This is a genomic window from Bradyrhizobium sp. 76 (genome assembly GCF_023073025.1).
Classification (GTDB): domain Bacteria; phylum Pseudomonadota; class Alphaproteobacteria; order Rhizobiales; family Xanthobacteraceae; genus Bradyrhizobium.
Genome location: NZ_JADPIS010000059.1, coordinates 54,790 through 72,987, shown reverse-complemented (window position 1 = coordinate 72,987; position 18,198 = coordinate 54,790). Strand labels below are relative to the sequence as shown.

The window sequence follows — 18,198 nt, the reverse complement described above, 5'->3', positions numbered from 1 at the left end:
CGGTGCTGGGAATATGTATCGGCAGAAAATCACTGGGGCGGCTGCAATGAGCGTTTTGAACAATCTGAAAATCGTGTGGAAGGTCGCGCTGATCGTCGCCGTGATGGGCTTTGCCATGGTCGCCGTCGCGGGCTTCGGCACGCGCGAGCTCTCGGCAACGGTCGACGGCTTCGCCGAGCTTTCCGCAGCACAATCCTCAGCGCTCAACCTGACGCGGGCCCAGCGCCGCGCAGAGACCTATCATGCCGCGCTCTATGCGGTCTTCACCGAGGCGACGGAGGCGGGCAACGCCAACCGTCTCAAGACCGCGACCCAGAACCGCGATGAAATCCGCCAATACCTCGAGGCAGCCGAGCAGGACGATCCCGCGCGCGCGAGCCAAATCAAGAGCATCGGCGACCAGTTGAAAGCCGTGTTCGCCGGCTGCGATCCGGTGCTGAAGGCAGGCTCACTCGCAAGCAGCCCGGAAGAGAACGCCAAGGCATCCGAACGCGCGCACAAGGAGTGCGACCCGGTGATGGATGCGGCCCTGGGGCGCATTGCCCAGTTCGTGGGCGAGACCGCACAGGCGGTCGCCAAGCGCAAGGACGCCATCAACCGCGATGCCAGATCCGCGACCTGGACCGTGATCGGCGTCAGCGCCGGCGGCCTGATCCTGGGGATCGCGATCGCGCTGTTCATCGGCCTTAATGCGATGTCACGGCCGATTGCCCGCCTCAAGCTCGCCATGGAGGGCCTTGCCCGCAACGATCTCAAGACCGAGGTGCCTGAGACGGACCGCCGCGACGAGATCGGCGACATGGCCAGGACGGTCGAAATCTTCAAAACCAATGGGATCGAGGTCGAGCGCCTCAAGGCTTCGCAGGTCGAAGTGGAGAAGCAGGCCTCTGATCAGCGCAAGCGCGATATGGTCAACCTTGCCGACGGCTTTGAGCGCGCGGTCGGCGAGATCATCGAGACAGTAGGCTCGGCGTCCACCGAGCTCGAAGCGTCGTCCTCGACGTTGGCCACCACTGCGCAGCGTGCGCAGGAGCTCACCTCGGTCGTCGCGGTCGCCTCGGGTGAAGCCACCAGCAACGTGCAGTCGGTTGCGACCGCCACGGAGGAGCTGTCCTCCTCGGTCAACGAGATCAGCCGCCAGGTGCAGGAATCCGCACGGATGGCTGGCGAGGCCGTCACCCAGGCCCGCACCACGACGGTGCGCGTCAGCGAGCTCTCGGTTGCGGCGACGCGCATCGGCGACGTCGTCGAGCTGATCAACACCATTGCCGGCCAGACCAACCTCCTGGCGCTCAACGCCACGATCGAGGCGGCACGTGCCGGCGAGGCCGGCCGCGGCTTCGCGGTCGTCGCCTCCGAGGTGAAGACGCTGGCCGAGCAGACGGCCAAGGCGACCGGCGAGATCAGCCAGCAGATTTCCGGCATCCAGACCGCGACCCAGGAATCCGTCAACGCGATCCGCGACATCTCCACGACGATCGAGCGGCTGTCGGAGGTGTCGTCGACCATTGCCGCAGCCGTCGAGGAGCAGGGCGCCGCGACCCAGGAGATCTCGCGCAACGTGCAGCAGGCCGCCCACGGCACCCAGCAGGTCTCCACCAACATCGCCGACGTACAGCGCGGTGCGGCCGAGACCGGCTCGGCCTCCTCGCAGGTGCTTTCCACCGCCAAGATGCTGGCGACCGACAGCAACCGGCTGAAGGACGAAGTCGGAAAATTCCTCCGAACGGTGCGCACCGCCTAAGTCAGCGCGGCGGCTTTCGTCGATCGCGCGGTTAGCGGTTACAGCGCCAGCAGAAATCCCATTGCGATCGCGAACAGCACGGCCGTCATGACGACGGCCGCCGCCGCGCCGGCGGCGATCCTGGCCTTCTCTTTGGCTGTGGTGGGGCGCATGGGGGCGAGACGCGACCGATGACGTAAGCAGGTTCGCTTACGGACCGTTTCGGACCGCTCGCTTTGCCTGTATACTGTGGCTGCGTCGGAATTCACATCCCGTCCATGATCTCCAAGCGTCCACCCGTGCTCGCCCATGAGCGGTTCGTGGCCGACCGCGATAATTTCGCGGGCCTCGATCTGGCCGCGCGGTTCGAGCGCATCGAAAAGACGAACCTGTGGGGTGCGGCGACCTCGGTGTCCGGCCTCGGCTCGGAGGATCACGCGACCGCCGCGATCCGTGAGGTGCTTCCTCCGCTGTTGCAACGGCTCGGCGCGCGCTCGCTGCTCGACGCGCCCTGCGGGGACGCGGGCTGGATCGGCCGCATGAAGCTGGATCTCGACTACACCGGCATCGACATCGTGCCGTCATTGATCGAAGCCAATCGCCAGCGCGTCGCGGCCGGCGAGTTGTCAGGCCGGTTTCTCGTTGCCGACATCACGCGCGATGCACTGCCGCGCGCGGATATCGTTCTGTGCCGGGACTGCCTGGTGCATTTGAGCTTCGACAACATCGTTCGCGCCATCGCGAACTTTCGCGCCAGCGGCGCGCATTTCCTGCTGGTCACGACGTTCCCCGAATGGGACGGCAATCGCGATTGCGAGGACGGCGACTGGCGGGCGCTGAACATGGAGAAGGCACCGTTCGATTGGCCGGCACCGCGCGCGCTGATCAACGAGCGTTGCGAAGAGGGCGGTGGTGGCTGGCGCGACAAGAGCCTCGGGCTGTGGCGGCTCGATCAATTGTAGCGGGATCGCGCTGCGCTCCATCCGAACAGCAGGACCAACGAGGGAGGAGTGAATCCCGATGATCGATGCCCAATGCAGGTGCGGCGCTCTCGCGCTGTCGCTTCCAGGACCTTCCAGCCTCGTCGTCGCCTGTCATTGCGTCGACTGCCAGCGTCGAACGGGCGCGCCGTTCGGCGTCGGTGCGTTCTATCCGGCGGAGGGCGTCGCGATCTCGGGAACGTCGAAGGAGTACGTCCGGACAGCCGCAAGCGGCGGTAAGGTCCGCAGCCATTTTTGCCCCGAGTGCGGTTCGACGGTCTATTGGAAGGCGGACAATCTGCCTGCGATGATCGGCGTTGCCGTTGGCGCGATCGGGCTTCCGAACTACCCGGCGCCCATCCGCTCGGTTTTCGAACAGTCGAAACATGACTGGGTGGAAATACCGGGCGCTGAGCACTTCCAGCAAAGCAGCGCACCGAAGCATTCGAAGTGAGAGTTGCGCGTCAAACTTCGCGCCAAGGCTTCGCGGCGAGATGAATTGACGCCGTTCCCGTCTGGTTCCGCCGAGGGTTGGAATTTGCGGCAGTCCCTCTGCTTCGCGTGAGACAATAGCTGGCGATCCCGGGTTGGAACGAACGTGACAAAAACTCGTTTGCCGATCGGAGTAAACGATGAATAACGCTGAAATTTTCGAACCTTTCTTGGCGCGGTTGCGGGTTAGCACCGAAATTGACGAAGAGGACGAGGTCGCTATCCGTCATCTGCCAATCACGGTGAAGCGGATGGCTGGCGGTCAACCGGTCGTTTCTCTCGGAGATCGACCTTCCGCATGCTGCCTTGTCGTTGATGGCTTTATCCTGAGATCAAAGATCGTCGGCAATGGCCACCGCCAAATCATGGCCTTTCACCAACCCGGCGACATTCCCGATCTGCAGGGGCTCTTTCTGCATGTGATGGACCATGACGTCAGCACGCTTGGCGATAGCGTTCTCGGCTTCATTCCGCATGCAGCGGTGCGCTCACTTATAAGAAAGCGGCCCAACGTGGCCGAAGCGCTTTGGCGCGATACACTGACCGACGCCGCGATCTTCCGGGAGTGGATTTGCAACGTTGGTCAACGCGAAGCCACGAGCCGCGTGGCACATCTCGTGCTTGAGCTTTACACCAGATTGAAGGCGATCGGCCGAGCGGACGGCTTGTCCTTCGATTTTCCGGCCTCTCAGGCACTCCTCGCCGACGCCGTCGGCACCAGTGTGGTTCACATGAATCGCGTCGTTCAGCAGTTGCGTGCTCAGCGCGTGTTGGACCTGGAGCGGGGAAGAATATCGATCCTTGATGAAGCCAGGTTGCGCGAAATAGCAGACTTCGACGTGCTTTATCTGCATCTCAATCCGTCGCTCTGAGCCATGAAGTTCTACTTCGACATCAAGGACGACTTTTTCGCTGCGGTCGATGAGGATGGGGTGGATTTGCCCGGCCCGGAAGCCGCCGAAAAAGAGGCGATCGCAATGGCGACCTCGATTGCCAGAGACGTCGCGTCGGCAAAGGGGGCGCAGGTCCTCATTACAGTCAGGAACGAGAAGCACCCGCTGCTCGAGTTGAGTGTAACGGTCGCTCGGAAAACTCTGACGTGATTGCCTTGGAAATCGATTGTAGCCGTCGTCCGACTGAGGAGTGCCCCGATCTATAAGGCCGCGGTGTCGGCTAAATCGGTGGTGCCGGCTGAGGGGATTGAACCCCCGACCTTCGGTTTACAAAACCCCTTGTCTGTAAACAAGATATCGCCAAAGGGCATGTAAAACGCCAAATTTGTTGACAGTATAATGGGTTATTGGGATATCGAAAATTGAACGCTTATAGGACGGGCGTTGGGTCTTCATATTAGTGTATCCCCTTGTATCCCCAAAAGGCCAGGGAAATGGCAAACAAGCGATACGCGCTTACGAAGGATTTGCTGAGCGAGGCCGGCGCAAAGCGCGATGCCGACGCCGAATGTCAGTTCGCCATCGATAATCCCAGGGGCCTCAGCATCCGAGTCAGGCGCGGGGAGGTCGCGTATTATGTTCAGGCCCGCACGCGTGTCCGAGGCCATAAGTCCACCGTCGTAAAGCGGCGGCTTGGGGCGGTGGGAGACTTCACTTTCGCCCAGGTGAAGAAGATCGCCACCGAGGCAATATTCGCGATCAAGAACGGGCGCGATCCGGACGCGGTAATCGAAACCAGGCTGATGGGTGGCGACGAAAAGTCCGTCGCTATTGCCCTTGACCGCGCCGAGGCCTCGAAGGGTGAACTGTGGACCTTCGAGACGCTGATCACTCAATATGCGCAGCGAACGAAAAGCACGAAAGACGGTGGCCGCAATGAAGCTCCCAAGTTGCGGCTTGCGCCTTCGTCCATCACCGAGCTTGAGACACGATTGCGAGATCGGCCGGAAAATGCCGAGCTCAAGAAGCGCTTCGTAAAGGAGCTTCGCCTTGAGCATCTTGAAGAGGTCCGCGATCTAATTGACGCCAGCGGTTCAGGTCCCTCGGCTGGAGCGAAATTTGTCGATCTCGCAAAACGGGTGCTGCGCTGGGGGCTCAAGCAAAAGCGGCGCTTCACCGGTCTCGAGCCGACCGCGACCTGGTGGGAGGCGTTGTCCCACGAGTACGAAATGGAGGATCGCTCGGGGCGCTATCTGACGCCGGCGCAGATCGGGATGCTCATTGCGCTTCTGGAGGCCGTCAGGCCGTTGGGAGGCAACAATAACGATGCAGTCCTCGGTGCCTTGCAGGTTTCGTGGATGATCCCCCAACGGAGCTCCGCTCTGGTGAACATGCTCGCCCTGGGCTCCGATCGCTGGGTTCCTGATCCCGCGCCGGAACGTGTCGGTTGGCGCGTCTATTCCTGGAAGCCGGATGAGGTCAAAAACAAGCGCGAAATCAAACTGAGCATTCCGCCTATTGCTATCGAGATCCTCGAGAGAGTGGCGCGGTACTCGAAGCAACAGTTGGGCGCGGTCTCAACCTGGGCGTTTCCGCAGGATCGCAACAAGTATCTTGTGCGCGCTCTCGCCGCCAAACAACGTAACGATAATCGCGTACCGGCCCATCTAGATAAGGCGATTACCCCTTCTTCCCTCAATCATGCGCTTGATGCCTTGGCGGGCCGCAAACCGGGATGGCCGGATCTGCTCACCGTCGTCGGGCTGCCCAACAGGATTGGTCCGCATGATGAGCGTCGGTCTGTCACGAGTTTCTTTGAGAATTTCGGTGAAGGTGCATATGCATCCGCGCTCTTGGATCATCGCGTGAGCGGTGCAGACAAGATGTCGCGCGAGGTCGCTGCGATTACCCAGAGCGTCTACAGCGCCGCCGACCGGGTGGTGTTCAAGGCCGAAGGCATGCTGATCTGGATGGAAGCGGTCTTGCCGGCCTACGAAGCTGCAAAGAGGGACGCGCGCTTGGCGAAGGCGGTTGAAATGCGAAAGGCCGCTTTGGCGAATGGGTTGTCGGATGAGAAGACGAACGGGCGATCCAAGGCACGTGCCGCCGGCGGGCTTGCCTCGCTTTAGGAGCGGGGGCGAGTCCCTTCCCCGCTACCAGATCCAGCGTAACCCCTTGATCTCCCAGACTTGGCCGATCGAAGCTTCAACGCGAGGGATGTCTCATTGATACATCCGGAAGAGTGGTCAAGCCTCTGCCTATCGGCACCGTTATCACTGAGGCGTGCGAGGACCCGATGCCCAGGCACTTCGGTTTGAAGGCAACATCGGCAGCCGAACGGTCGGCGTTCACGGGGGCGTCCAGAGGTTTGTCGGGCCGGACTGCATCGGCGTCTGTATCGAAGAACCTTTCTCCGGGCAGTGCTCCAGCGTTAAAGCTCTCTCCCCCACCTCGGAGCTGCCGTACTCGCCTGCGAGCTGGCGAGGCTCCCATGGTCGGCGATCCACCTCAACAAACTGAAGATCCACGCCACCGGCAAAGGTAAACGCGAAGAAGCCTGACATGCAGGCTGCGGCGACGGCCCCGCTGGGGCGGAGTTGGGCGAAGACGAGGCGGATGCTGCGGGGGCTGGAGCTTTTGCACTGGACACCGCGCTGTTTCAGTAGATTGCGATATAAGCGCGGATCACAGCGGGCAGCCGTATGAGACGGCCAGAAGCGGCAAGCAATCACCAACCTGAGAGGCTACTTGACCGCATTAATCGCTTCGATGCCTTTTGCGAGCAACTTGCTCTTGCCGATCTGCAGAAGCAGCTCGACTGGTCGCCGGTTTTCATTGAAATCCTCCACTAAGATCGAAGAACGATCGATCGGAAGGACAGGGGTAGCCGTTTCTGCCGTGCCCAGATGCAACAGCGATCTACGCGTGCTCGAGGACAGCCTATCGCACACTTCCATATCGCTCGCATGCGGAGGTGGAGGAACGAAAGCGTGCGAAATTGCATAAGAGGCTTCGAGGTATGTTGAAGAGTCCCGCCGGCGGTCACTGTTGACAACCGATTGCAAGCCCTACGCAGCTTCGCTCTCGAACCTACAGCGGCACAGACCCCATCTTTTGTTGATAGGAAGGAGGGGCAATTATTGCGGCAACAGTTATTAGTCCCAAAACGAACCGGTCAAATCTTGTCACTTTTGTGCCGCTGGAGAGTTCGGGTGAAGAATAGCGCGTCGCCTAGCGCTGCTCTCAGAAGCTGACCTACCGCGTGAGGTCCTGTGTCGCTCACCGCGCGGCCTAAGTTTTGAATCGACCTGATCCGTCGTTGCGCGCGTGCGGCGAATAATAAGGATGTGCGCGCCGGAGGTTGCAAGTGCCAACAGGCCGGCGAGAATGAGCACAAGAAAAGCGCTGTGTTCGGTGATGCCGAACAGCCAAGGTGAGGCGATCGAAGCGATGGCGAATGCAATGACGATGTACAGCTCCCAAACCTCAAACGCAATCACGGCTGCAATTCCGGTTACTCCTATGACCGCGCCCATCACACTAACAATCTGCGTGGGCAAATTCGGTTTGGGGGCGCCGAAACCCAGCAACCACGGAGATAAGAATAAACTAGCGCCGATACCGAGCGTAGCTAAGTCGCAATACCTTCCAAGCTGCCTCATAAAAGGCTCCTTTGGTTGACCGCAAACGGCTGCTTCAGAGTGATGGCCTCGCGTCAATGAGTCCGCGTCCTAGAAGATCTACTTCCGTGAAAGGTTCACTCGCCACAGTGCCTTTCGCTTGCGCGAGGTGTAGTTTAATAATGTCTGCTCCCAGGCTAGATCAAGCAATCGTTGAAAGCCCCCAGCGACATGTTGCCTTGGACTGGATACGTCGCGTCGCATTTGATTGGCATCAGAGAGCCGTTCCGACTGAACGACTACTGTCCGCAGGACATGGTTATCTCGGCTATCCGACTTTTTCAAACTAGCTGTCATCAACAGCATTGGCCGCCTCCCTCGGAGTCTCCATGTACTAATGTGGCTTTGATTTTCTATAGGCGCGAGTCGGGCAATCGAACCCCGCCGGTCGGGAAATTCCCGACACAAATCGAGAAGCAATACTGGTATCGGTCCGAACACATTTCGACGCTCCCAGCGGTCGTTGGTGCTGGCCCACGGCTCTCAGAGTAGCGGCAGGTTGGGAGGTCAGCGTTGAGCGACTGTATGACTAAATCCCGGGTGAATCGCGGCACCTGACCCAGGCCTGTTCAACGAACCTGTTGCGGAAGCCGTTCCGGGTCACGGGCACATGAAGCGGGACCTGCAGATGATCGAGCGGCTATGCCGTGAGAGGCCAAGCTGAAGGTCGGAGGGAGGTTAGGGCCTACTTTGCGAATGAAACGGCTTGATGTTCGGCCTCGCAGCACCGGAGGATCTGGGTCAGTGGTGCGTGCATTGCCGGTTCTGGCTGGCGGTTTATCTTTGCCGCTATCCGTCTTGGTACTAAATACCAAAGTTTTCGCAGAATGGAGCGAATGCCGTTTTCGCTTTTTCATTGTCATAACAAAATTGGGCGCCGATGTTGGCTCGATCGGCATACCAATTTCAAGCCGTTTGCTTTTGCGGGGTGATAGGCGTCCGCGCGCAACAATCCAACTGTCGACCAGGGGGGCACGGACAATCAGGCAAATATCGTTTTGTCCTGTAGTGCTGTCCGACTGGAGCGGCCCCGGCTGGGGCAATCGGGGGACTTGAGGCCGGGGCCGCTTTTGCCGGTCGCGTGGCGACCGGCGTGAAGGTAATCGCCTCGTGTGGCAACCGTTCCGCACAGGGAAGGTGCGCTAACGTGCCAAACACTCAGATATGGTCCTCGACACCACAAGCTGCGCCCGCGAATAGCGGTGGGCCTCACCTCGGCGCCTCGCTAATGCCACAGAGAGCCAGGCTCTCGCCGTCCGGACCGTCATGAAAGGTCTGTGCGAACGTGATCCTCGCCGCCTGGAAGGGGCGATGTGGCTGCTCGCGGGTAGCTCGTTAGGGGGGCAAGCAAGCAGCACGCATCGACGTATCGCTGGGGCTGCATTTGCGCAATGGAGACGTTTGTCTCGGGCCACGCGCGCGCGTTTGAGGCCGCCTTTCCTTCAGCGGTTCTGCTCCAGCTCACCGCCGGCCGCGGTGCTCACGGCAATTGTTTTCTACAAAAAGTCGCTGGCCAGAAGTCCGGTTCCATGATGTGCCTTTCCGGATCTCGCGGAGAGGCTTCTCACCCGATCACCGACTTTCTGATCGTCGCTCAGCATCCGCTCCGAGTAGCGTTCGTAGGCGGTCAACTTGACAAAAGAGATGTCGGGATTCGGTTTTCTGTAGACGCGCTCCCGAAGGAAGGCGATCTCCGCCACGACGTCTTCTTCGCCAAGCTCGACGAACCAGCATTTCGGTCGATCGGGCGAGCCGGGATGCCATCTGTACCCTCGTTGCTTAAGAACTTCCCGTGCGGCGAACGGGGTGTCGCCGGCCGATATGCGTGCGGTCGTCCTCCGCGCCGACGCGAGCAGCGTCGGGAACGCCGCCGAGCCGCTCCTTGGCAGCTTCCGTCGGAGGATCTCGACGCCGGCGTAGCAGTCGTCCGCGGCCCTGTGCGAATCGAAGTAGAACCCGAAGCCGGCGGCGATCTGTCCTAGCTTCGCTCCTTCAAACCCCTCGGCGGACCAGTCGATCTCCTTGAGCGTGCAGGCCCAGGGCTTGTCTCTGAAGACGGGCCAAAGTCGCTCGCAAAAGGATCGGTCGAAAGCGCAGTTATGTGCGACGACAACGGCGCACTCGCTCGCGGCGGCCTCGACGGTGGCGGCGTCGATCGACATGCCCTTCACGGCGGCGTCGGTAATGCCCGTAAGGCGCGACACGGCCTCTGGGATGGGAAAACCGGGATCGCGCAAGCCCGAGTACGCTTGGCCGACCCAGACAATCTCGCCGTCGGTGCGGTAGCCGAAAGGCACCATGGCGAGTTCGATGACGGTATCCTTGCCTGCGTCGAGCCCCGTCGTCTCCACGTCGACGAACAGCCCCCGTCGAAAGAGGTCGGCCGGCGCCGGAGCGGGGGCGGGCTCCGCCAGCCGCCTCAGAACCCGAAACCGGCCCGAGGATTCCAGCAAGGCAGCGATCTCCTCCAGGTCGCCGTCGCTTATGTCGATCGGAAAATGCTGGCTCATGACCGAATCCTCGACCTTGCGAGGAGATCGGCGACAGCGAGCCCGTCGATGCGGCGCGCTTGCAGCAGGATCTTCACGATCTCTTCGAGTACGGGACGATGCGCGGTCAGCTTGGCGAGACAGCTCTCGGCCGCCTTCTGAAGTTCTTCGTGCGCCGCCCGTCTGACTTCGGGATAGCTCATGAGCTCCTCGGTATCGTCGAGCGATCCGAAGAACAGCAGCGGTGCAGGACCGGCCAGCCCAAGGGAGCCGACCATGGCAGCGGCGGTGGTGGTCAGGAGGTGGATATCCGATCCCCTGCGACCGCCGGAGCCGTGCGAATGTTCGGACAGCAGCAAGCTCTCCGCGGTGCGTCCTGCGATCAGAGTTTCCAGCCGAAGACGATAGTCCGAGTAGGTGCCTGCGAACGGCGGAGACTTGGTGCGCACCGTGGCGCCGCCGCGCTGGCCGACGGCCGCGATGTTCGCGAACACGCCTTCCGGCGCGCCGAAATTGAGCACGTCCATGAGGATGTGGCCGGCTTCGTGGATCGCGACCCGCCGTTGCGTATCGAAGTCGCGGTCCTCCTCGGGCGAGACTACGGCGCGCAGGTCCGATAACATCATATCTCGCGAGGCATGGCGCGCGATGCGCAGCGCATCCTTGACGATGCGTTCGACGTCTGCGCCGGTGCTGCCGAGCGACAGCATGCAGATCTCCTGCAGGTCCTCGTGGACGAGCCGCCCGCCGAGCCTGAAGCGGTACATCTTTTCCAGATCGTTCAGGTCGGGCAAACCGATCCTGATGATGCGGTTTAGCCGACCCGAACGGAGGATCGCGGGATCGCATCTGCTGAGATCGTTTGACGCTCCAAGCAGTATCAGGCCCTCGCGACTGGACGCCGCGCCTTCGCGGCCGCTTGAGATTCCGTCTAGCTCCGAAATCAGCCCGTTTATGCAAGCAGTAACGTAATCCGCGTGAGAATGTCGCAATTTGGATCTATCGGCGAAAGAATCACATTCGTCGATAAAAACCAGAATCGGCCGCGGTTTTGCCCTGGCGGAAGCAAAAAAATTGGTCATCTCACGTAAAAAGTGGCCAAGGTGACCTTCGCCTGCGCCCTGAAACTGGCTGTGCGAGCAAGACGCCAGCTCGAGCTTGATGCCCTGCTCGGCGGCCGAGCGTTGCATGGCCATCGGGAGCGTCGTCTTGCCGACGCCGGGCGGTCCCTCCAGGCACGCGCCGGCATCGATCGCCGACCAGGGCATACCGGCTTTCCACATCTTCAGATCCGTGATCACGGATTTTGCCCAGCTCACCGCCTCGCTCATGCCGTGCAGGTCGTCGAGCGAGATGTCTCGGACGGATGCCGGCACCCGCTTCAGGACGACGAGGCGTTGGAGCTGTGCGAGGCATTCCTCCGGCGACCGGTCGAATCGGATGCCGATCGAGAGATCGGTGGCGGTTAGCAGCCGTGCGGCATCTTCCTCCATAAGTTCGCCACAAGGTTTGCCGGTGACCACGCGGATCGCAAGCGCGACGATGCGGGCGTCGATGGACGGCAACACGAGCCGGATCGGGTCCGACTTCAGCACCACGGCCGGCAGGTGCGATTCCGCATCGGGCGAGATCGCGATGAACGGAAGCCCCAAACACAGAGCGGAGAGCGCCTTCTTCTCGGATTCGCTCGTGTCCTTGGTCTGGCGAGGCTGCGTCATGGTCAGGCAGACCATGTCGAAATCTTCCCGCCGGCCCTGGTTGCCGGTATTCATCACCCGCACGCCCTCCGGAAAGAGGACGTCCTGCCAGCTGCCGATCACTCCGTGCAGCAGGTCGCGCTCGGCGACATCGATGGTGACCACCGGCGCCGCAAGCTTCAACCGATCGAGCACCTCTTTGCGACCGTCGAACAGACGGGCGAGGAGGAGACGCGCGGCGACCTTGGCGGCGATCACCGGGTACGCAGGACCGGGCTTGGGCTTCTCCGGCAACGTCTCCACTTCGTCGTCCTCCAGCATCTCGACCAACCTGCGGCGGCTGAGTTGCGAGAACGTGTCGGGCGGCGCCTCGGACGACTTCTTCCGGGCCTTGCCGGCCTTCTTCGGAACCGCCCCGCGCCGTTTCATCGCCTTCACGAAGGCGGCGCGCAGCCTGAATTGCGCAGCGCGCCAGTCATCCCGATAGACCTCGAGCTCCAGCGGACCCATGCCCGCGACGTCTTTGGACGGCGTCGTGTCGCTGGAGGCGGTCACGCTGTCCGGCGCCACGGCGATCTTCGGCAGGGTAGGAGACATCGTCAGGTCATCACCTTGGGGTTCGGCTGAGGTTGAGGTCGGTGTGGTTCGCCGGCGATGGCCAACGACTTGCAGCCCGACGCCGGGGCGTCCAAGTCACCGACGACGCGAACGGGGAGGCGCTGGTCGCAAGCCCTGCTGAAGCTCAGACCTCATGCCCCTTCCGAGGCGGCGCGGACCGCTTGAGGCACGACAGCATGTTCGCCACCAGCCACGAGATGGCGAGCTGCTCGCGAAGCCGGGCCGCGAGCGGCATCTACCGAAGCTTGATGTAGAGCACGAGCGCTGCAGCCGGGTCGCTCGAAGGCGCAGGCCAGTAGAACCGTCATTCGCGAAGTCGACCTTGATGCCGATGGTGTCGGGCGACTTGCAGTCGATCACCATGGCGAGGGCGGCGGCGGTGTCGCCGGCGATCGCGCGGCGCCACTCCGGGATCGTGGTGGTCGTACCGTGCACGAAGGCCGTCACCTCCGCCTTGAAGGCGTCGTCGAACTCTTCGGCCGGAGCCGTGGCGGCGGGCTGGATCGTGCCGTTCGTTGTCGTCGTAGTTCTTCAGGTCGACCTCCACCGATCGCGGAGCCAGCTGCGCGTTCGTTGCGATTGATGATGTTGCGCGGATCATTCTGCTGAAGATCCACGGCGGGCCATGCCATGCCTCGCCGGGCCACGCCCCGGCACGGGCAGCTATTTGACCACTTCCTCGACCTGGAAGCGGCCGAACTCGGGGGTGTAGTCGCCGAGGCCGTACAAGCCAGCCACGCGGTAGAACGCGGCGATGTCTTCGCGGTCGAGCAGCGAGGGCAGGAACGTGCCGTGGATGACGGCGCTCCAGCCGTCGAACATGGGCCGCGTCCTGACGGTGAGTGAACCGCTGCTGCGGATCCGGACGGTCGTGCGATACCGGAACCGTTCGTCCTTCCACAACTGCGGCGCGGTCTTGGGGCCGTCGTAGTCGAGGAGGGCCGGGCCGTCGGCACGGAAGGCGGCCTTGGTGGTGTTGCCCATCTTCGTCGCCTTGGCACCGTCCACGCAGACGCTCTTGATCATGTTTGCCGGCAGGCAAGGGGCACCGTTGTGCAGGTACAGCGAACCGTGGAATTCCAACTCCGCCACTCTCAGATGGTCGGCTTCGGTCCTCTCGCGCTTGTCGGTCACGGCCGCGATCTGCTTGGCCAAGGGATCGAGAGGATCGCCAAGGCGCGAGTTGCGCATCAGCATGGGGCCGATGCCGACGAGGCGGAGGGAAATGTGCTCGATGCTCATTAGGCGATCTCCAGGGGCGAGCGGTAGTCGAAGAGGGCCGGAGGCGGCGGCGCCGCCGGCGTGGGCGGCGGCGGCTTGAAGGGTGACCGCGCGTACTTGCGGAAGCGCTCCATGCCGGTGACGCCGAGGTGACAGGGATGGCAGAGGGTCGTCAGGTCCTCGGCGAGTTCGCAGCGGAAGTTCCGGTAGGTGCGGTGGTGCACCTCCAGCCTCGCCTCCCGGCGTGAGGCAAAGCACAGCCGGCACCGGTGTCCGGAGGCCTCGAGCTCCGCCAGGCGGGCCGGGCTGGTTTGCCAGGCCGCGCTGCTGATGTAGCGTCCGTAGACCGAAGCGCGATCGGCGGATTCGGCAGGAGCCTCGGAGCAGGGGGTGGTGATGGGCATGTCGTCGGCGGAAGCGGGCTCCGCAGAGGTGATCACGTTCGGCTGGCCGTCGGCGTGGGGGAAGGTCATCAGGGTCCTCGTTCGTTGCGTTGACAGGACCCTAGCGCATTTGGCGCACAAGTGCACCAGGAATGCACAATAATGGTTAACGGAAGGCAAATTGCGTCAGCGCGCGTCTGGCTGGAGATCTCTCAGGCTGAACTTGCACTCGCATCTAAGGTGGCGAAGCGAACGATCGCGCACATCGAGAATGGTGGTCGCATTCCCCACGACCGTACTCTCAAGGCACTCGTCGATTGTCTGCAGGAGATGGGTGTCGAGTTTCTGATGGACGAACACAACGCCGAGCGGGGCGTCGGCATCCGCGTGAGGGACGCCAAGCTGCATCCTTTAATCCAGGAAAGCCGCGACGAGGCGCCGTCGTGACCTTTGCGGGTTGAGGCGTTAAGCACGACGCCCAAGCCCACGAGTTCCTAGTATCCGTCGCCTTGGCGGCGAGGTCGTCGAAAATTCAGCTTGTGGCTGCGTACTGCCACAATTGTTAGCCGTCGAAGGGAGGCCGCTGCGCGTCAAAGTGCGACAGCTCGGGTCGAGTAAATCTGATGCGCTTTACCGCGATGAGCGGACCTCCGACAGACCTGACCCAACTTCGCTAAGTCGACCCGAGCGTGCAAGTTCTCTTGCCGTCTTTTGCGGTTTGTGCGTCGGCAAACAAGCGGCCAACGCGTTGGTCTCCTCAACGCGGCCATGGGCGAGGCGAGCCGGATCGGACAGCCGATGTGTATTTTGTTGGTCGAACGTGCAGATCTGCAGGCGTTCCGTCGGAGCTTCCGAAGAAGCTTGTCCACGCGCAGGCCACATATTCATCCTCAAACGAGTGATCTCAGGACCGTCGATCCGACGTACGAAGTCAGCGAATTTAACGGCTCCTCCTGTGATACCGGCGATAAAGCGATCGAGAAACAGATTGTAAGCGATAGCCAGCGGCACCGCGGCGATCAGGGCACGGCCATGATCTCACCCCAGAAGAACACATCGCCGCGGATCAAGTCGGTCGAGACACCCAACGTGATCGGGTTTTGGTCGGATGACGAGACGAAGGTCAGCGCGTAGACAAATTCCTGCAGCCTGAGGTGAACGTAAAGATCACCCCGTCAGATTGCCGGCACCGACAGCGGGATCGCCATCTTGACGAAAGCTCCGAAAAGACTGCAGCCGTCGACGATTGCGGCCTCCTCGATCTCGACCGGCAGCGCCTTGAAGAATCCGATCAACAGGCAGGAGCAAAATGGGATCGTGTACGTCGGGTAGACCAACACCAGCGACCACATCGAGTTTTGCAGACCGAGCACGGCGATGATCCGGGACAATGGCAGGAACAGCAGGGTTGGAGGAACCAAGTAGGTTAGGAAGATCATGATGCGGAGAGCTTCGCACTGTTCTCCCCGTTCTTAGTGGCCCTTGCCCCTCGCAAGTCGTATTTTCTCGAGGCTGCCTCTGCCGACCAGCGGTCAGCGGCCGGTGCTCGGCAACGAGTAGGCGATCAAGGAATCACCGATCGGCGTCTCCATGAAATGATGACCGCCGGCCATGATCACGAGGTATTGGCGGCCGTCGGCCTCATAGGTGATCGGCGTGGCCTGGCCGCCGGCAGGAAGCACGTCCTTCCAGACGGTTTTTCCGGTCTTAACGTCGATGGCACGGATCAGATTGTCGGTCGTCGCTGCGATGAAGATCAGGCCGCCGGCGGTCACGACGGCACCGCCATTATTTGGCGTCCCAATTCTGATCGGCAGCATCGACGGGATCCCGAACGGGCCGTTCGTCCGGGCTTCACCCAACGGACGATCCCACAGCGTCCTGCCGGTCTTCAGATCGATAGCGCGAATTCCGCCATAGGGCGGCTGCTTGCACAACAATCCGGTGCCCGGCAGCCGCCAGCCGGCATTGACGTTGATCGCATACGGGGAACCGAGCTGCGGATCGCCGGCGCCTTCCTGCCCGCCGATTTCGCCGCGCGCCTGGTCCCGCGGCGCCCAACCAAGACGATTGGCCTCGTCGCGCGGCACCAGCCGATTATAGTTCGGCATGTCATTGTAATTGGCAACGATGATGTCGCGTACGGGATCGATGGCGATGCCGCCCCAATCGGAGCCGCCATTATAGCCTGGATATTCAATCCAGTGCGGGCTGGCCGTGGGTGGCGTGAAGATACCCTTGTAGCTCGCCTGACGAAACTGGATACGGCAGATCATCTGGTCGATGGGCGACATGCCCCACATGTCCTGCTCGGTGAGATCGGCCTTTCGCAGGGTGTGGTAAAGCGAGAATGGCTGGGTTTTGGCGCGCTGCGCAGGCTCCACGCCGCCTTGCGGCACCGGCCGCTCTTCGACGCCGACGAGCGGCTTGCCCGTGCGTCTGTCGAGCACGAAAATATCGCCGCGCTTGCTCGGCAGCACCAGCGCCGGCACCGGCTCGCCTTTGTCCGTCGGGAAGTCGACCAGCGTCGCTTGAGAGCCGAGATCGTAGTCCCAGACGTCATTGTGCACGGTCTGGAAATGCCAGGCGGGCTTGCCGGTCGTAACATCTAGCGCGACCAGCGATGTCGCGAACTCTTTCTCGCGGTCCGAGCGGCTGCTGCTCCAGTAGTCCACGGCCGAAACCCCAAGCGGCAGATAGACGAGTCCCAGTTCCTCGTCGCCGGAGGCGGTCGTCCACATGTTGGGCGTGCCCCTGGTAAAGGTTTGTCCAACCGCCGGCGGCGCGCTTGCATCCGGCTTGACCATGTCCCATGCCCAACGCAACGCGCCCGTTTGCGCGTCGTATCCCTGAATCACACCCGAGGGCGCGTCCCGCTTTTGTCCGTCGAGCACTTCGTGCCCGATGACGATGATGCCGCGAACGATCGTCGGCGCCGAGGTGATCGCAAACATGCCGGGATCGTGCCGGCCAACGCCCGTCGCGGTGTCGACCTGTCCGTCATACCCGAAGCCCTCGCATCGCTTGCCGGTCCTCGCATCGATCGTGATGAGGCGCGCATCAAGCGTGCCTTCGACGATGCGCTTGGCGCAGGCGGCGCCCTGATCGGCATTGGGAAGCTCGTAATAGGCGAGACCCCGACAAGCCGCGGTGTACGGAATGAACTCGTCCGGGACACGCGGGTCAAATCGCCAGATCTGCTTGCCGCTCTTGGCGTCGACGGCAAGAACGAGGTTCTTGGGGGTACACACGTACAGTGTATCCCCCACCTTGAGCGGCGTGTTCTCCGCGCCGTAGGTGCCTTTCGTGTTCTTGGTCGGCAGGTCGCCGGTATGGAAAGTCCAGACCTTGGTGAGCTTGCCTACGTTGCTCGCCTTAATTTGGTCGAGCGCCGAATAGCGGCGCGCGCTGTAGCTGCCGCCATAGGCGGGCCAATCTGCGCCCGCCTTCAGAGGCGAAGGATCGGCCATCGCGCCTGTCGGCGACGGCATCACAGACGGTGCGGCGCTTGCCGGCCGGAAAGCTCCCGTCATCAACAAGCTGGTGGCCACCAGCAGTACAAGCCCGGCAGCGATTGTAGCCGCAGCTTCATACTGGTGGCGAATGGGGCGAAGCTTCGGCGTGAGCGCCAGGACGGCGATCAGCAAAATGGCCGGCCCGACAGTCCGAGGCACCAGCGCCCAACCATTGGCGCCAACTTCCCAGAACGCCCAAGCGAGGGTGAGCAGGAAGAGGAGAAGATAAAGCCATGCGCCTTCAACGCGCCGGCGGGTCAACAGAATACCCGAGACGATCAGGATGATTCCGCTGGGGAAGTAATAGAAGGAGCCTCCGAGCCACAGTAGCCACGCACCGCCGGCCCCGAGCACGAGGCCGATGAGAATCATGACGGTTCCAAGAATGAATGCCGCCCAATCTGCTGCGCGATATGTCTGAGCCATGCCGGGGTACTCGTCACGTGTTCGTTGCTCAGATCCAAGGTGCGTCCGCCGCTTTGGTTCCTGCATTTGCAGGTACGCTTC

At 61.9% G+C, this 18,198-nt stretch carries 16 protein-coding genes; 9 read left to right on the top strand and 7 right to left on the bottom strand.

The genetic code is table 11. The annotated features are described in order from the left end of the window. Positions 1-46: 46 nt before the first annotated feature. The 6 genes from IVB48_RS12655 (at position 47) to IVB48_RS12630 (ending at position 6,217) form a co-directional block, all read left to right on the top strand. Positions 47-1,744 (top strand): HAMP domain-containing methyl-accepting chemotaxis protein, encoded by a 1,698-nt coding sequence (locus IVB48_RS12655; protein ID WP_247400237.1) that lies wholly within the window; start codon positions 47-49, stop codon positions 1,742-1,744. A gap of 257 nt (positions 1,745-2,001) precedes the next feature. Further along, positions 2,002-2,685, top strand: coding sequence for a class I SAM-dependent methyltransferase (locus IVB48_RS12650; RefSeq protein ID WP_027568435.1), 684 nt, complete (start codon positions 2,002-2,004; stop codon positions 2,683-2,685). 58 nt (positions 2,686-2,743) lie between these two features. Further along, positions 2,744-3,157, top strand: a complete 414-nt coding sequence (locus tag IVB48_RS12645) for a GFA family protein (protein WP_027568434.1) — start codon at positions 2,744-2,746, stop codon at positions 3,155-3,157. 178 nt (positions 3,158-3,335) lie between these two features. Beyond that, positions 3,336-4,067 carry a Crp/Fnr family transcriptional regulator gene (locus IVB48_RS12640; protein ID WP_027568433.1) on the top strand — a complete coding sequence of 244 codons (732 nt, stop codon included), beginning with the start codon at positions 3,336-3,338 and terminating at the stop codon, positions 4,065-4,067. A gap of 3 nt (positions 4,068-4,070) precedes the next feature. Further along, entirely contained in the window at positions 4,071-4,298 is a 228-nt protein-coding gene (locus IVB48_RS12635) for a hypothetical protein (RefSeq protein WP_027568432.1), read from the top strand. 284 nt (positions 4,299-4,582) lie between these two features. Beyond that, the gene (locus IVB48_RS12630) at positions 4,583-6,217 is read left to right on the top strand and encodes a hypothetical protein (protein ID WP_247400235.1); all 1,635 of its coding nucleotides are present in this window, start codon (positions 4,583-4,585) and stop codon (positions 6,215-6,217) included. 1,056 nt (positions 6,218-7,273) lie between these two features. Here the strand turns inward: IVB48_RS12630 and IVB48_RS12625 are convergent. The 3 genes from IVB48_RS12625 to IVB48_RS12615 all read right to left on the bottom strand — a co-directional run bounded on the left by IVB48_RS12625 (position 7,274) and on the right by IVB48_RS12615 (position 12,551). Further along, positions 7,274-7,750, bottom strand: coding sequence for a hypothetical protein (locus IVB48_RS12625; RefSeq protein WP_247400233.1), 477 nt, complete (start codon positions 7,748-7,750; stop codon positions 7,274-7,276). Between the two features lie 1,514 nt (positions 7,751-9,264). Further along, positions 9,265-10,278, bottom strand: a complete 1,014-nt coding sequence (locus IVB48_RS12620; RefSeq protein ID WP_247400231.1) for a 3'-5' exonuclease — start codon at positions 10,276-10,278, stop codon at positions 9,265-9,267. Continuing rightward, positions 10,275-12,551, bottom strand: coding sequence for an AAA family ATPase (locus IVB48_RS12615; protein WP_247400229.1), 2,277 nt, complete (start codon positions 12,549-12,551; stop codon positions 10,275-10,277). Before IVB48_RS12615 ends, IVB48_RS12620 begins: the two co-directional genes overlap by 4 nt. Positions 12,552-12,897: 346 nt before the next feature. On the opposite strand from IVB48_RS12615, the gene IVB48_RS12610 reads away from it, so the two are divergent. Beyond that, positions 12,898-13,155 (top strand): hypothetical protein, encoded by a 258-nt coding sequence (locus tag IVB48_RS12610; RefSeq protein WP_247400227.1) that lies wholly within the window; start codon positions 12,898-12,900, stop codon positions 13,153-13,155. 80 nt (positions 13,156-13,235) lie between these two features. On the opposite strand, the gene IVB48_RS12605 is transcribed toward IVB48_RS12610, so the two are convergent. Both IVB48_RS12605 and IVB48_RS12600 read right to left on the bottom strand, forming a co-directional pair. Further along, positions 13,236-13,814, bottom strand: a complete 579-nt coding sequence (locus tag IVB48_RS12605; RefSeq protein WP_247400225.1) for a hypothetical protein — start codon at positions 13,812-13,814, stop codon at positions 13,236-13,238. Continuing rightward, positions 13,814-14,266, bottom strand: a complete 453-nt coding sequence (locus tag IVB48_RS12600; RefSeq protein WP_247400223.1) for a hypothetical protein — start codon at positions 14,264-14,266, stop codon at positions 13,814-13,816. The genes IVB48_RS12605 and IVB48_RS12600 overlap by 1 nt, the downstream gene beginning before the upstream one ends. Before the next feature lie 72 nt (positions 14,267-14,338). On the opposite strand from IVB48_RS12600, the gene IVB48_RS12595 reads away from it, so the two are divergent. After that, on the top strand, positions 14,339-14,623 hold the full coding sequence (locus IVB48_RS12595) for a helix-turn-helix transcriptional regulator (protein WP_247400222.1): 285 nt from the start codon (positions 14,339-14,341) through the stop codon (positions 14,621-14,623). Positions 14,624-14,944: 321 nt separating this feature from the next. After that, entirely contained in the window at positions 14,945-15,310 is a 366-nt protein-coding gene (locus IVB48_RS12590; protein WP_247400221.1) for a hypothetical protein, read from the top strand. Positions 15,311-15,351: 41 nt separating this feature from the next. On the opposite strand, the gene IVB48_RS12585 is transcribed toward IVB48_RS12590, so the two are convergent. Further along, positions 15,352-15,615 carry an ABC transporter permease subunit gene (locus tag IVB48_RS12585; RefSeq protein ID WP_247400220.1) on the bottom strand — a complete coding sequence of 88 codons (264 nt, stop codon included), beginning with the start codon at positions 15,613-15,615 and terminating at the stop codon, positions 15,352-15,354. A gap of 93 nt (positions 15,616-15,708) precedes the next feature. After that, positions 15,709-18,117, bottom strand: a complete 2,409-nt coding sequence (locus tag IVB48_RS12580) for a membrane-bound PQQ-dependent dehydrogenase, glucose/quinate/shikimate family (RefSeq protein ID WP_256468892.1) — start codon at positions 18,115-18,117, stop codon at positions 15,709-15,711. Between the last annotated feature and the right edge of the window lie 81 nt (positions 18,118-18,198).